Raw genomic sequence first — 13979 nt, 5'->3', positions numbered from 1 at the left:
AATTTCAGTAAACCATAAGAAAAATCTGATCAATACTGTCTTGTTTACTCGTAATTAAGCGAGGTGGGCGAAAGTGTCCCTGCGAATTCGGAGCGAGCGGGCCAGACGGCTTGATCCTTCCCCGTCTGTCCGCATCAACTTTAGGAGATACAGTATGACCCAGTTTGTTTCGCGTTTTCTCAAGGACGAATCCGGCGCCACGGCCATTGAATATGGCCTGATCGCGTCGCTGATCGCCGTGGCCCTGATCGCCGTCATGAAGACCATGTCCGGCAAGGTCTCCACGACCTTCACCAAGGTCGGCGCTGCTATGCCGTAAGGCACTGGACTTAGGTCCAAAGAATTCGGGCCGCAGCGCACACGCGCTGCGGCCCTTTTTCGTTGCGCGCAACCGGCTTGGGCCCGATTGGCGCCTGTTGAGGCGGCTCGGCGCCCGCCAGGCTGAAGCGCCACCCTGCCATTCTTCCGCCCCGCCATTCTTCCACCCGGGCGGGCTGCAGGGCGAGCCATCCCAAACACCATCATGACGTCAAAAAAAGATTCAACGGCCCCCGTTTTGTGTGCGCGTTACTTGTTGAGATAACGCATTGAAAATACGGGAGAAACTGGACGTAGTTAACAAACTTCAACTATTAATTTCAGTAAACCATAAGAAAAATCTGATCAATACTGTCTTGTTTACTCGTAATTAAGCGAGGTGGGCGAAAGTGTCCCTGCGAATTCGGAGCGAGCGGGCCAGACGGCTTGATCCTTCCCCGTCTGTCCGCATCAACTTTAGGAGATACAGTATGACCCAGTTTGTTTCGCGTTTTCTCAAGGACGAATCCGGCGCCACTGCCATTGAATATGGCCTGATCGCGTCGCTGATCGCCGTTGCCCTGATCGCCGTCATGAAGACCATGTCCGGCAAGGTCTCCACGACCTTCACCAAGGTCGGCGCCGCAATGCCGTAAGGCTCTGGACTTCGGTCCAAAGAGATCGGGCCGCAGCGCACACGCGCTGCGGCCCTTTTTCGTTCTAAATCCTTCATTCACCCTAGCCCGACAGAATGCGGTGGCTGAAAGTCAAACTTCCAAGGTTCACCCATGATCCAGTTCCTGCAGATCGCCCTGCTCTCGGTCTTTCCAGCCATGGTCATCGTGGCGGGCCTCAGGGATGTCACCAGCTATACAATTCCGAACTGGATCTCCTTCGGCACCTTCGTCGCCTTCTTCCCTACGGCCCTTGCCCTCGGCCTGCCCCTCCAGACTGTCGGCCTCAATGTCGGCATCGGGGTCATCGCCCTGGTGCTGGGCGTGATCATGTTCGGCCTCGGCTGGATTGGCGGCGGAGACGCAAAACTGTTTGCCGCCGCCGGCTTCTGGCTGGGATTTCCAAGCTTCATCACCTTTACGGCGGTCACCGCAGTTGCTGGCGGCCTGCTGGCGGTTGGCCTGCTGGGCATGCGTTCGCTCTGGGTGCGCCGTTATGTCGTGGGCGGCCCGCCCTGGTTCGAGCGTCTCACCACCCACGGCGAGAATGTTCCATATGGCGTCGCGATCGCGGCGGGGGCCCTCTTCGCCTATCCGTCCTCCGCCCTGATGCAGGCCTTCACTTCGGGCCTTTAGACGGCGGTCTTTAGTTACCCGTTAACCATGTCGACCCCAGAACGAGGATCACGACAAAATGTCGGGACTCGCACCGGTCTATTCTCCAGAAGGTAGAATAAGCTGAAAAAAACCCGTAAAGCGGGAAATTGGTCGCATCTCCATGAACCGGGCTCGCCTCGCCATACTCGGCCTAGCTCTCGTTGCAGCGGTTGTCATGGCCCTCCTGGTCCGTGGCCTCGCCACGCCCAAGGCGCCGGCTCCCGTCGCCATCGCGGCCCCGCCGCCACCTGAAAAGCCCATGGCCCAGGTTCTTGTGGCCAAGCGGAACCTGCCCGTCGGCACACGCTTGACCCAGGAAGACCTGGGCTGGCAGCCCTGGCCCCTTGAGGCCCTCAACGCCACCCTGATTACCGACGGCTCGGCGCCGACTGACGGCGACAAGCCCAAATCCATCAAGGCGGCGGTTGAAGAGACGGCCGCCAAGGCGGCAAAGGCCACCAAGGATCTCATCGCCCCGCAAAACGCCATGCTGGCCTTTGTCGGCGCGATCGTGAAGGACTCCATCGCCATCGGCGAGCCCCTGACCGCGGCAAAGGTCATCCGGGCCGGGGACAGCAACTACATGGCCGTCGTTGTGGCGCCGGGAATGAGGGCGATCTCAATCCCGATCAGCGCCGAAACATCTGTCGGTGGCTTCATCCTGCCGGGCGACCGGGTGGATGTCATACAGAGCCGCGCCGGGCCTGACGGTAAGTCCTATGAAACCCAGACCCTGATGCGCAATGTGCGGATCCTGGCGATCGACCAGAAGTCTCTCGCCGACAAGGGCGCCACCGCCATGGTCGGCGCTGTGGCGGTTCTCGAAATCCCGGCAGAAGATGTCGACATCATTTCCCGCGGCAAGATGCAGGGCGAAATGCAGCTGGCCCTTCGGGCCTACACCGACATTGGCGGCGGTCCGAGCCCCGGCGCCCGCAAGTCGCTCCTGCCGCCACCGCCCCAGACCCTGACGGTCTATCGCGGCGGCCAAGCCTCAGAAGTGGTGGTCCGATGAGAGCCCCGAAACTCGTTCTCGCCCTGGCGGCCCTCGCCGCCTGGATCCTGCCTCCGGCGCCAGCGGCCATCGCCCAGCCCGCAGCTGGCGCCATCCGCATTGATCTGGCCGCCCCCGGTGGATCCTCCCAGTCACTCGCCCTGCCCCAGGGCAAGTCGGCGATGATCGACCTGCCCATGGATGTTCGCGACGTCCTGGTGACCAATCCCGGCGTAGCCCTCACCGTGCTGCGCACCCCGAGGCGCATCTTCATCATGGGTCAGAAGGTCGGCGCCACTGACGCCGTGTTCTTCGACGCGGCCGGTCGTCGGGTTCTCTCCCTGAATGTCCGGGTCGACATCGATGTGTCGTCCCTTGCCCAGACGATCAACCGGATCCTCCCCAACGCCCAGGTCCACGTCGAGGCGATCAACAACAGCCTGATCCTGTCTGGCCAGGTGGCCACCCTGGGCGACGCCGACAAGGCCCTGCAGATCGCCAAGGCGTCCGTGGGCTCCGCTGGCGGCGGTGGCGGTGGCGGTGGCGGTGGAGGCGGCGGCGGCGGCGCGGACGCTGGCGGCGAGCAGGTCATCAACATGCTGAGCATCGCCGGCAAGGACCAGGTCATGCTGAAGGTCCGTGTCGTTGAAATGCAGCGCAATGTGATCAAGCAGCTGGGCTTCAACATGAACGCCGTTCTGAACCAGCTCGGCGAACCGCAGTACCTGCTGGGTCAGGCAGCCACATTCGCCGTGAACGGCTCAGTGCTGGGCGGCCTTACCGGTGGGTACAAGCTGGACACCAAACTTCAGCCTCAGGTCATGGTGCCCTGCGGCGGCGGCTTCCCGGCTGACCAACTCTGCCCGATTGTTTCCCGGACCTCGCGGGTCGCAACGACCCAGACCACATCCGGCAGCCCCGGGCTGAACTCGGCAGAGTCCACCATCAAGGCCTTTGAACGGGTCGGCATGGTCCGCACCCTGGCAGAACCCAACCTGACGGCCGTATCTGGTGAAGGCGCCAAGTTCCTGGCCGGCGGCGAATATCCTGTCCCGGTTGGTCAGGACACCACGGGCGCAATCTCCATTGAATACAAACCTTTCGGGGTGGGGCTGGGCTTTACGCCGGTTGTCCTGTCCTCCGGCCGCATCGCCCTTAAGGTCTCGACGGAGGTTTCAGAACTCACCACGACGGGAGCCTTCACACTGGGCAGCCCGACCTCTGGCACGGCTCTGACCATTCCTGCCCTGACTGTCCGCCGCGCTGAAACCAGCATTGAGCTGCCATCCGGGGGCTCCATGATGATTGCAGGCCTCATTTCCCAGACCACAAAGCAGAACCTGGATGGCCTGCCTGGCGTTGGGGCCATTCCCGTCCTCGGAAGCCTGTTCCGGTCCCGGGACTTCCTGTCTGGCGAAACCGAGCTCGTGATCATGGTCACGCCCTACATTGTGCAATCCGTGAGCCCGGACAAACTCCAGACCCCAGCCGATGGCCTGCGCATCGCTGACGACGCCTCGACCATACTGCTGGGCAGACTCAACAAAGCCTACAAGACCAAGCCGCAACCCTCCGCGGGTCGCACCTATCAGGGGCCCTATGGGTACGTGATCGAATGAAATCCCTGGCAACTCTTGCTTCCATTACCGCCCTGGTTGGCCTCAGCGCCTGCGCGACGCCAGCGATCAAGCGGGTGACCGCCGAGGCGCCTGCGACGGTTCTCGACGCCTACAAGCCGCGGGCCTATCCGACGGACGCCGAAATCCAGCTGGCGGTCCATGCCCAGGGCCTCTCAACAACCCAGGCAGACGCCCTTGGGGAGTTCGCATCGGAATGGGATGTGGACCAGGGCGGCGTCATCACCCTGCGTGCGCCGGATGGCGGACCCAATGCCGGTGCGGCTTTCCGGACCGCCGAAGGCGCCCGCGCATTCCTTATTCGTCAGGGGGTCCCGCAGGACCAGATCGTCATCACCGGATATGACGCCCGCGGACTCGCCGATCCTAATCTCTTGATGACCTACACCCACTACAAGGCTGACATACCGGCCTGCGGCAAGGTCTGGACCAATCTGGCGAACACCATGGTCAACGAGCCCAATTCGAATTTCGGGTGCGCAGTCAGCGCAAATATCTCCGCCCAACTGGCCAATCCTGGCGATCTCGTACGCCCCCGCGCCTCGACGCCAGCTGACGCTGGCCGTCGTCTCACTGTCCTTGACCTCTATCGCAAGGGTGAGATGACCTCGTCAGCCAAGGACGAGAACGCCAAGGGCACCCTCTCGAACGCCGTCCAGTGAGTTCTTCCAAATGACGTCGCATTCCCAAGACATCGACCTCGAGTTTGAAGCGGACGACGCCTTTGCGGGCGCTGCCCCGGCCCTGCATCCTGATGAACCGCCCCTGGCCATTTCCCTGACGCCAAAGTACGGCGCATCCTCGGAAGCCGTGCAGGAAGTACCCGGCCGCGACCCGGCCCTTTCCACCGCAATAGATCTTTCGGCGCGTGCCCAGGCCGCCGCCCCTCTGCCCACCGAGTTCTCGCAGGGTGCGCCCGGGGATTCGCAGCTGCCGCGCATCACCATCCATATCTTCTGTGAATCGCCCACCACCGCGGAACAGGCCCACAAGGCCGCCTCCGATCGTCGCCTGGCCGGCCTGGTGGTCATTGTGAAAATGGGGGGTCTTGCGGAGGCCTGTCAGGTCTATCAGACCCAGCCTACGCCTTCCCTCATCATGGTCGAATCCCTGGATTCGCCAAACCAGATGGTCTCCTATCTGGACCAACTGGCCGAAGTCTGTGACCCGGGCACCAAGGTCGTCGTTCTCGGGGCGTCCAACGACATCGCCCTCTATCGCGAGCTCATGCAGCGTGGGGTCTCGGAATATCTGGTCCCCCCCTTCACGCCCCTCCAGATCGCCCGGACGGTCAATAACCTCTACGCCGATCCCACCGCGCCGTTTGTCGGGCGTCAGATCGCCTTCTGCAGCGCCAAGGGCGGTTCGGGGTCATCGACCATTGCCCATAATGTCGCCCATTCGATCACGGAACGCCTGTTTACCGGCGCCGTTCTGGTCGATCTCGACCTGCCCTTCGGCACGGCTGGACTGGATTTTGACCAGGATCCTGTTCAGGGCATTGCTGACGCCCTGACCCAGCCAGATCGCCTGGACGCCGTCCTCATGGAACGGATGATGGCGCGCTGCACCGAGCGGCTTTCCCTGTTCGCCGCTCCCGCCAGCCTGGACAGCGACTATGAGATCACGGCCGAAGCCTATGATGAGGTCACCCGCAAGATCCGTGGCGCGGCCCCCTATGTCATCCTTGACCTGCCTCACGTCTGGACCACCTGGAAGCGCAAGGTCCTGCTGGAGTCCGACGACCTGATCATCGTGGCCACGCCGGACCTCGCCTCCCTTCGAAACGCCAAGAACATGGTCGACCTGTTCCGGCGCGCCCGCCCCAATGACGCCCCGCCGCGGCTGGTCCTGAACCAGGTGGGCGTGCCCAACCGCCCGGAGATCAGCATCAAGGATTTTGGTGAAGCCCTTGGTCTGACCCCCTCCCTGTCCCTGCCTTTCGACCCCAAACTGTTTGGTCAGGCAGCGAACAACGGACAGATGCTCTCTGAGATCGCTCCCAAATCGCGGATCGCCGAAGGTATTGATCACCTGGCCCAGCAGATCGCCCGGCGGGACGCTCCGGCCGTTGAAAAGACCTCGGTCCTTTCCAGCCTCTTCAAGCGGAAATAGATGTTCGGTAAGCGTCCCTCAGCTGGAGCGCCGGTCGCCAGGCCCGCAGAAGCCCCCGCTCAGGGTGGCGCCGCCATTGCGACCAGGCCCCAGCGCGTCGAAGCTGGCGCGGCGCCTGCCGCACCGGCCGGCGCGCCTGCACCTGCGGCTGCTCCTGCGCCCGCACCTGCGGCTGCTCCTGCGCCCGCACCTGCGGCTGCCGGCCCCAAGCCGACCATGGGTTATGACCAGCTGAAGGCCGCACAGGGCCCCGGTTCTGCGGTCCCTGAACAGTCGGAATACTATCACGCCACCAAGACAACGATCTTCACGGCCCTGATCAACACCATTGACCTCGCCCAGCTTGCGCAACTGGACCACCAGACCGCCAGCGACGAGATCCGCGACATTGTCGCCGAACTTGTGGCGATCAAGAACGTCTCGATGTCGGTGTCCGAGCAGGACATGCTGGTCCAGGACATCATCAATGACGTCCTGGGCTATGGTCCGCTCGAGCCCCTGCTGGCCCGGGACGACATCGCCGACATCATGGTCAACGGCGCCGCCCGGGTGTTCATCGAAGTGAACGGCAAGGTCCAGCTGACCAACGTCCGGTTCCGCGACAACACCCAGCTGATGAATATCTGTCAGCGGATCGTCAGCCAGGTCGGCCGACGGGTCGATGAAAGCTCACCCATCTGCGACGCCCGTCTGCCGGACGGCTCCCGCGTTAACGTGATTGCTCCGCCCCTGGCTCTGGATGGTCCGACCCTGACCATCCGGAAGTTCAAGAAGGACAAGCTGACCATGAAGAACCTGGTGGACTTCAAGTCCATCAGCCCGGAAGGGGCGCGGGTTCTCGGGGTCATCGGCGCCTGCCGCTGTAACCTGATCATCTCCGGCGGTACCGGCTCGGGGAAGACCACCCTGCTCAACACCCTGACGGCCTTCATCGATCCCACCGAACGGGTCGTGACCTGCGAAGACGCCGCCGAACTGCAGCTTCAGCAGCCCCACGTGGTGCGACTGGAAACCCGCCCGCCAAACCTGGAAGGCCAGGGGTCGATCACCATGCGCGACCTGGTCAAGAACTGTCTGCGGATGCGTCCTGAGCGGATCATCGTCGGCGAAGTCCGCGGCCCGGAGGCCTTCGACCTGTTGCAGGCGATGAATACGGGCCACGACGGCTCCATGGGCACACTGCACGCCAACAGCCCGCGGGAAGCCATCGGCCGTATTGAGTCCATGATCACCATGGGCGGTTATGGTCTGCCGTCGCGAACCATCCGGGAAATGATTGTTGGTTCGGTGGACGTCATCGTCCAGGCGGCGCGTCTGCGGGATGGCTCGCGCCGGATCACCCACGTGACGGAAGTGGTCGGTCTTGAAGGCGATGTGATCATCACGCAGGACCTTTTTGTCTATGAAATCACCGGCGAAGACCATGATGGCAATGTGGTCGGTCGGCATCGCTCCACCGGGATTGCGCGCCCCCGTTTCTGGGACCGCGCCCGCTATTATGGCCTGGAGCGTGAACTCGCCGAAGCTCTGGATGCAGCGGAGTAAGAGGCGGTGAATCCCACCCTCATCTCAGTGCTGGCGGCCATTCTGGGCTTTATCGCCATTGCAGGCGTCGGCTTCGCCTTTACCGGTCAGGATCCCAGCACGGTCAAGGCCGCCAAGCGCGCCCAGTCCTTCGCCAAGAGCCGCGCCCGGGACACTGCCGGGTTGAAGTCGGCAGGCCTGACCCCCGAACAGAGACGCGCCCAGCTCATCAAGGCCCTTCGCGACCAGGAGCGACAGGCCAAGAAGGAAAGCGTCACCATCTCGGCGCGCCTGATGCAGGCAGGGTTTCCGGATAATCCCAAGATCTACTGGATCATCAGCGCTGTGGTCGGTCTGATGGTCGCCGTCGGCGCCCTGGTCATGAAGCAGTCGCCCCTGATCGCCGTCGGCGCCGGCTTCGGCGCCGGCTTTGGCCTGCCCCGCTGGGTGCTGGGAACCCTGGGCGACATGCGAACCAAGAAGTTCACGGCCGCCTTTCCCGACGCCATGGACATCATCGTCCGCGGCATCAAGTCAGGCATGCCTGTCCAGGACTGCCTGCGCATCATCGGTAATGAGAGCGCCGAACCCCTGGGCGGGGAGTTCAAGCGGATGACCGAGTCCCTGGCCATGGGCATCAGCGTCGATCAGGCGCTGGAGAAGATGTACAGCCGCGTACCGACCCAGGAAGTCCGGTTCTTCGCCATTGTTCTGGCGATCCAGTCCAAGACCGGCGGCAACCTCGCTGAAGCCCTTGGCAACCTTTCCAACGTCATCCGGGCCCGCAAGATGATGCGCGAGAAGGTCAACGCGCTTTCAGGTGAAGCCGTCGCATCGGCTGGCATCATCGGCTCCCTGCCGCCTGTCGTTATCCTCCTGATCAGCGTCGCCAGTCCAACCTACATGCAGCCAATGTTCCATGATCCGCGGGGACACATGATGCTGGCGGTTGGCGCCGGGATCATGGGTTTCGGCATCCTGGTGATGCGCAAAATGATCAACTTCAAGATCTAGGCGCGCCCCATGACCATCGCTGAAATCGTTGAACCCAAGAACATCATTTCCTTCTTCGTGGCCGCAATCGCCTTTGCGACGGTCGTGACGATTGTTACGCCGTTCTTTCAGCAATCGACCCTCTCCAATCGCCTCAAGTCGGTTTCATCGCGGCGGGAAGAACTCAGGCGCAAGTCACGGGAAGCCATGGCCAACGGCGGACCCAGCAGTCTGCGACACACAGATCAGGGGCTGTACAAGCAGGTCGTCGACAGACTGGACCTGAATCGCCTGCTGGAAGATCCCCAGGTGATCGACAAGCTGGCCCAGGCTGGCTTCCGGGGCCCGGGACCGGTCTCGACCTTCTACTTCTTCCGGTTCGTCCTGCCGTTTGTCTTCGCCGTCGCCACGGCCGTCTATGTCTTTGCGGTGGGTGGATCGACCATGCCGCAGATGAACAAGATCACCTTCATCATGCTGGCGGCAGGCGCCGGGTACTACGCCCCGAACATCTATATCGGCAATGTGGCGGGCAAGCGCCGGGCATCCATCGTCCAGGCCTTTCCAGACTGCCTCGACCTCCTGCTGATCTGCGTGGAAAGCGGCATGTCCATCGAGGCGGCCATCGCGAAGGTGGGCCAGGAAATCGGTACGTCATCCATTGAACTGGCCGAGGAACTGGCCCTTCTGACCGCTGAGCTCTCCTATCTGCCTGAGCGCCGCATGGCCTATGAAGGTCTGGCGCGCCGGACCAACCATCCCGGCATCCGGTCGGTGACCATGGCCATGATCCAGGCTGAAAAGTATGGCACGCCCCTGGGTTCGGCCCTGCGGGTCATGTCCAAGGAAAACCGTGAAATGCGGATGTCCGCCGCGGAAAAAAAGGCGGCCCAGCTGCCGGCCCAGCTGACTGTGCCCATGATCGTGTTCTTCCTGCCGGTGCTGTTCATGGTGATCCTGGGTCCCGCCATCATCACCGTGGGCGACATGATGAAGCAGCCGGCCGCTCCGGCCGCGGCGCCTCAGCAATAGGCCGGGCCTTCAGGCGAGCAGTCTGGCGAGGGTCTTTTCGGCGATGGCCTTCATGCGCGGGTCATCGGCAATGCCTGCCGCCAGCAGCACGACCACATAGTACATGGCCCAGCCCCGGGCCCGGGCCCAGGTCGCCTCGGACGCCCCATAGGCCTCCATGGCCGCCTGCCGCGCCGCCGGGGCGTCCAGCAGCATCCAGATCGAGGACAGGTCTGTGGCCGGATCGCCGCGGGTCATGTCCCCCCAGTCGATGAAGGCCTTCAGCTTTCCGTTCCGCACGATGACATTCCGGGGGTGGGGGTCGCCATGCACCCACAGGCCTTCCAGGTCCGTCGGCGCGGACACGCCGGCGCGCCAGATCTCCAGGGCGCGGCTGTCTATCAGATCCGTCCGGCTGCCCAGATATTCCAGCTGCTTTTCGAACATGTCCTGGCGGGTCGACAGGGGGACGCCGCGCACGGGGTTGTGTGGCGCTTCCGGCGGGGCCGGTTGATGCAGGGCCTTGAAGAAGGCGGCCAGGACCACGCCCTGGTGCTCATCGGGGGGATCAAGGTCAGCAGTCTCACCCTCGATCCAGGGAACAATGCTCCAGGTCCACGGATAGTCCAGGTCCGGGACGCCCAGCCTTACCGGGGCGGGGGTCAGGAGGGGAAGTCGGGGGCCCAGGACCTGCAACCAGGCCTGCTCTGATTGCATGAACTGGGCGCCCATGGTGCGGCGGGGCAGGCGCACCGCCAGATCATCGCCCAGGCGGAACATCACATTGTCCCACCCTGAAGCTTCAAAGCGCAGGGGCAGTTTGGCCAGATCGGCATGCTGACGGGCGATCAGGCGCGCCACCAGGTCGCCGTCGACAGCGAACTCCGCGTCGGGAGTCTTTGACGCTGCGACCAAGGCCGTATTCCTATTGGCCCTGGCGGACCGCGTCCCACGAACGGATCTGTCCAGGCGCCGAGGCGTTACGGAGATAGGCCATGTTGCTTTCGACGATTTCGGGGGGCAGGTCCTGACGGGCCAGCTTTTCAGCCTCGTCCAGACGGCCTTCCAGCCCCAGGATCAAGGCCAGGTTCTGGCGGACGGCAATCTCCGCGCCGGGCCTGGAGGCCGCCATGCGGAGCAGGGACTCTGCCCGGGCGCTGTCACCCTGGCCCGCCAGGAACAGGGCATAGTTCGCCAGGGCGGTCGGATTGTTCGGCGCCAGGGTCACGGCCTGCTTGTGGGCGGCCAGGGCCTCATCGTTGCGGCTGGCCTGTTCATAGGCCACCCCCAGCAGGGTTGCAGGCCGCCAGTCCCCGGGCGCCAGATCCTGGGCCTGCCGCGCCGGGTCGATAGCGTAGAAACCCTGGCCGCGACCGATCTGTGACCGGGCGACCTCGAGCAGGGCTTCAGTATTCCTTGGATCGACCACCAGCACCCGCTGGGCTGCCTCAAGGGCCTCCTCGAAATTCCCGAGGGTGCGCAGGGCCTGGGACAGGCCGACGCCTGCCTGGGCGTCGCGGCCATCGATCTGGATTTCCTTGGCCCAGAAGGCGGCGCGGGCAAGGGGATCAAGTCTCTGGGCCATGACCCGGTCCTGCGGGCTTGCCTTCTGGAGTGTCGGAACGGCGGCGGGAGTCCCGGGTTTCAACATGGGAACAACCGTGACGTCGGGTTTGGCGGCAGGGGGCGCGACCGTCCCTGCGGCGGGGTTGGCCAGGACGGGGCCGGCGATCGCCAGGGTCAGCGAAAGCGCGGTTGCGGTGATGGTCGACATGCGACACATGATCTGACTCGTGGCTCCGGATGATGCGACATGGTCACCCCAAGGCCTTAAAGGAATCGTTAAGCATAACTTGGAGTCGCCATGAGCGATCAGATCCTCAAAACATCCGACCAGGCGACCATACCTGTCCATGCCCTCTGCGAGGCCGACCTGGACGGGTATCTGGCCACAGCGACGGACTTCCTGAAGGGCTTCGCCGCCGCCAATGAGTTCAAGGCCAGGGCTGGTCAGATCCTCTCGTCACCCGGGGCGGACGGGGCTGTGGATTGCATATTGTTCGGCGTCGGCGCCGGCGCGGACCCTACGGTCTTCAGGGGGCTGGCTGCGAAGCTTCCGGCGGGCGACTATGAGCTCAAGACCTGCCCGGCATCCCTGAACCCCAACGATGTCGCCCTGGCGTTCGGCCTGGGGGGCTACCGGTTTGACCGCTACAGGAAGAAGGGCGGAGATCGGCCGCGGCTCGTGACGCCAGACTCCGACGTGGTCGAGGCGGCCCAGATCGTCCGGGCCTGCGCCCTGGCCCGGGACATGACCAATACGCCCGCCAGCGACCTTGGGCCCCTGCAGATCGAGACCATCGCCCGGGAGATCGCCGAAGCCTTCGGCGCCGAAATCTCGGTGATCGTCGGCGATGACCTGCTGGCGCAGAACTATCCGGCGGTCCACGCAGTAGGCCGCGCCGCAGCACCTGACCGCGCCCCACGAATGATCGAGATCACCTGGGGCTCGATAGACAATCCGTCCGTGGTTCTGGTGGGCAAGGGCGTGACCTTTGACACCGGCGGCCTCGACATCAAGCCATCGGCCGGCATGCGGCAGATGAAGAAGGATATGGGCGGTGCAGCCCATGTCCTGGCCCTGGGCCGGATGGTCATGGCGGCCAAGCTGCCTGTGCGCCTCAGCATTCTGGTTCCCGCCGTGGAGAATGCGATCTCCGGCGACGCCATGCGGCCGGGGGATGTCCTGAATTCCCGCAAGGGCCTGACCATTGAAGTGGGCAATACCGACGCTGAGGGCCGGCTGATCCTGGCCGACGCCCTGACCCGGGCCACCGAGCTCGATCCGGTCCTGACCCTCGACATGGCCACCCTGACCGGCGCCGCCCGCATAGCCCTGGGGCCGCAGCTGCCGCCCTTCTTCACCGATGATGAAGCCCTGGCGACGGACATCGCAGCCTGCGCCATCGAGGCCCATGACCCGGTTTGGCGCCTGCCCCTTTGGAAGGGATATGTGGACGCTCTGGACTCCGACATAGCCGACATCAAGAACGACCCTGACGGCTGGGCCCAGGCTGGCTCAGTCACTGCGGCCCTCTTCCTGCAGAAGTTCGCCCCGACCACAGCCTGGGCCCACTTCGACATCTTCGCCTGGAACCCGCGCAACCGTCCCGGTTGGTCCTCAGGCGCCGAGGCCCAGGCCATTCGCGGTCTCTACAGCCTGCTTCGCAAGCGCTTCCCATGACGTCCGATCGACGCTTGACCCTGATGCGGGATGGCCTGGCCGCCCGGGCCCTGCAGGGTCTGATCCCGGCTGAATCCTTTGCGGACACCCAGCCCATGCAGGCCTGCCTGCCGCATGCCCCGGTATTTGACCGGCCCGATCCCATGGCCGAGCAGCAGACCCAGCTGCTGTTTGGCGAGGTCTTCGATGTGCTGAGTGACTGTGGTGACTTCGTCCTGGGGCAGGGGAGGCGAGACGGCTATGTGGGCTATGCGCCCAGGGCGGCGCTCAAGGCGGCGGGTCCTGCTCCGACCCACTGGATCAGTGTCCCCCACACATTCGGGTTTGCCGGGCCGGACATCAAGACCCGGGCCAGCGGACCATTTTCCCTGAACAGTCTGGTCTGCGTCACCAGGACAGAGGGTCGGTTCTGTTTCGCAGAAGGCGCGGGCTGGATCGTCGAGGAGCACCTGACGCCGGTGGGGATCACCCGATCTGACCCTGTGGCCGAGGCCCTGAAGGTCCTGGGCGCCGGTTATCTGTGGGGAGGACGATCAACCTCTGGTCTGGATTGTTCCGGCCTGGTCCAGCAGGCCTGGCTCGCCTGCGGCGTCGCCCTGCCCAGGGACACTGACCAGCAGCTCGCCTGTGGGCGGGCCATCGGGTTCAAGGACCTTCGGCGCGGGGACCTGGTCTTCTGGCGAGGACATGTGGGCATGATGGTCGACCAGACGACGCTTCTTCACGCCAACGCCCACCACATGGCGACGGCGATGGAGCCCCTGGAGGCCGCAATCGGCCGGATCGCCGCCGGGCCGACAGGCGAACCTGTGGGCTACCGGCGACTTTAAGGG

General features: G+C 63.8%; 14 protein-coding genes. 12 read left to right on the top strand and 2 right to left on the bottom strand.

The features are described 5' to 3' along the window. Window positions 1-154 precede the first annotated feature (154 nt). The 10 genes from CFE28_16635 (at window position 155) to CFE28_16590 (ending at window position 9923) form a co-directional block, all read left to right on the top strand. Complete coding sequence (locus CFE28_16635) at window positions 155-319, top strand: Flp family type IVb pilin (GenBank protein OYU71472.1); 165 nt, start codon at window positions 155-157, stop codon at window positions 317-319. Window positions 320-788: 469 nt separating this feature from the next. Further along, complete coding sequence (locus CFE28_16630; GenBank protein ID OYU71471.1) at window positions 789-953, top strand: Flp family type IVb pilin; 165 nt, start codon at window positions 789-791, stop codon at window positions 951-953. A 135-nt stretch (window positions 954-1088) separates the two neighbouring features. Then, the gene (locus CFE28_16625) at window positions 1089-1607 is read left to right on the top strand and encodes a pilus assembly protein CpaA (protein ID OYU71776.1); all 519 of its coding nucleotides are present in this window, start codon (window positions 1089-1091) and stop codon (window positions 1605-1607) included. Window positions 1608-1749: 142 nt separating this feature from the next. Next, on the top strand, window positions 1750-2643 hold the full coding sequence (cpaB, locus tag CFE28_16620; GenBank protein OYU71470.1) for a Flp pilus assembly protein CpaB: 894 nt from the start codon (window positions 1750-1752) through the stop codon (window positions 2641-2643). Further along, on the top strand, window positions 2640-4241 hold the full coding sequence (locus CFE28_16615; GenBank protein ID OYU71469.1) for a pilus assembly protein CpaC: 1602 nt from the start codon (window positions 2640-2642) through the stop codon (window positions 4239-4241). The genes cpaB and CFE28_16615 overlap by 4 nt, the downstream gene beginning before the upstream one ends. Then, on the top strand, window positions 4238-4921 hold the full coding sequence (locus tag CFE28_16610) for a pilus assembly protein CpaD (GenBank protein OYU71468.1): 684 nt from the start codon (window positions 4238-4240) through the stop codon (window positions 4919-4921). The genes CFE28_16615 and CFE28_16610 overlap by 4 nt, the downstream gene beginning before the upstream one ends. A 10-nt stretch (window positions 4922-4931) precedes the next feature. After that, window positions 4932-6374: a pilus assembly protein CpaE gene (locus tag CFE28_16605; protein ID OYU71467.1), complete on the top strand. Its 1443-nt coding sequence runs from the start codon at window positions 4932-4934 to the stop codon at window positions 6372-6374. After that, window positions 6375-7919, top strand: a complete 1545-nt coding sequence (locus tag CFE28_16600; protein OYU71466.1) for a protein kinase — start codon at window positions 6375-6377, stop codon at window positions 7917-7919. A gap of 6 nt (window positions 7920-7925) precedes the next feature. Continuing rightward, on the top strand, window positions 7926-8912 hold the full coding sequence (locus tag CFE28_16595) for a secretion protein F (protein ID OYU71465.1): 987 nt from the start codon (window positions 7926-7928) through the stop codon (window positions 8910-8912). Window positions 8913-8921: 9 nt separating this feature from the next. Beyond that, window positions 8922-9923, top strand: a complete 1002-nt coding sequence (locus CFE28_16590; GenBank protein OYU71464.1) for a type II secretion system protein — start codon at window positions 8922-8924, stop codon at window positions 9921-9923. 9 nt (window positions 9924-9932) lie between these two features. On the opposite strand, the gene CFE28_16585 is transcribed toward CFE28_16590, so the two are convergent. Together CFE28_16585 and CFE28_16580 are read right to left on the bottom strand one after the other, a co-directional pair. Continuing rightward, window positions 9933-10817 carry a phosphotransferase gene (locus CFE28_16585; GenBank protein ID OYU71463.1) on the bottom strand — a complete coding sequence of 295 codons (885 nt, stop codon included), beginning with the start codon at window positions 10815-10817 and terminating at the stop codon, window positions 9933-9935. A 10-nt stretch (window positions 10818-10827) separates the two neighbouring features. Then, window positions 10828-11685, bottom strand: a complete 858-nt coding sequence (locus CFE28_16580; GenBank protein ID OYU71462.1) for a pilus assembly protein TadD — start codon at window positions 11683-11685, stop codon at window positions 10828-10830. A gap of 81 nt (window positions 11686-11766) precedes the next feature. Between CFE28_16580 and CFE28_16575 the strand changes: the two genes are divergently transcribed. Both CFE28_16575 and CFE28_16570 read left to right on the top strand, forming a co-directional pair. Beyond that, on the top strand, window positions 11767-13146 hold the full coding sequence (locus CFE28_16575) for an aminopeptidase (GenBank protein ID OYU71461.1): 1380 nt from the start codon (window positions 11767-11769) through the stop codon (window positions 13144-13146). Further along, complete coding sequence (locus tag CFE28_16570) at window positions 13143-13976, top strand: hydrolase Nlp/P60 (protein OYU71460.1); 834 nt, start codon at window positions 13143-13145, stop codon at window positions 13974-13976. The genes CFE28_16575 and CFE28_16570 overlap by 4 nt, the downstream gene beginning before the upstream one ends. The last annotated feature ends 3 nt before the right edge of the window (window positions 13977-13979 follow it).

Source organism: Alphaproteobacteria bacterium PA2 (assembly GCA_002256425.1).
In the GTDB taxonomy this organism is placed as follows: Bacteria; Pseudomonadota; Alphaproteobacteria; order Caulobacterales; family Caulobacteraceae; genus Phenylobacterium.
This window is presented reverse-complemented; position numbering and strand designations above follow the sequence as displayed.

Coding starts and splice junctions, on each gene's coding strand:
- CFE28_16635 (OYU71472.1), top strand. CDS start 155: ATGACCCAGTTTGTTTCGCGTTTTCTCAAGGACGAATCCGGCGCCACG.
- CFE28_16630 (OYU71471.1), top strand. CDS start 789: ATGACCCAGTTTGTTTCGCGTTTTCTCAAGGACGAATCCGGCGCCACT.
- cpaB (OYU71470.1), top strand. CDS start 1,750: ATGAACCGGGCTCGCCTCGCCATACTCGGCCTAGCTCTCGTTGCAGCG.
- CFE28_16615 (OYU71469.1), top strand. CDS start 2,640: ATGAGAGCCCCGAAACTCGTTCTCGCCCTGGCGGCCCTCGCCGCCTGG.
- CFE28_16610 (OYU71468.1), top strand. CDS start 4,238: ATGAAATCCCTGGCAACTCTTGCTTCCATTACCGCCCTGGTTGGCCTC.
- CFE28_16605 (OYU71467.1), top strand. CDS start 4,932: ATGACGTCGCATTCCCAAGACATCGACCTCGAGTTTGAAGCGGACGAC.
- CFE28_16600 (OYU71466.1), top strand. CDS start 6,375: ATGTTCGGTAAGCGTCCCTCAGCTGGAGCGCCGGTCGCCAGGCCCGCA.
- CFE28_16590 (OYU71464.1), top strand. CDS start 8,922: ATGACCATCGCTGAAATCGTTGAACCCAAGAACATCATTTCCTTCTTC.
- CFE28_16580 (OYU71462.1), bottom strand. CDS start 11,685: ATGTGTCGCATGTCGACCATCACCGCAACCGCGCTTTCGCTGACCCTG.
- CFE28_16575 (OYU71461.1), top strand. CDS start 11,767: ATGAGCGATCAGATCCTCAAAACATCCGACCAGGCGACCATACCTGTC.
- CFE28_16570 (OYU71460.1), top strand. CDS start 13,143: ATGACGTCCGATCGACGCTTGACCCTGATGCGGGATGGCCTGGCCGCC.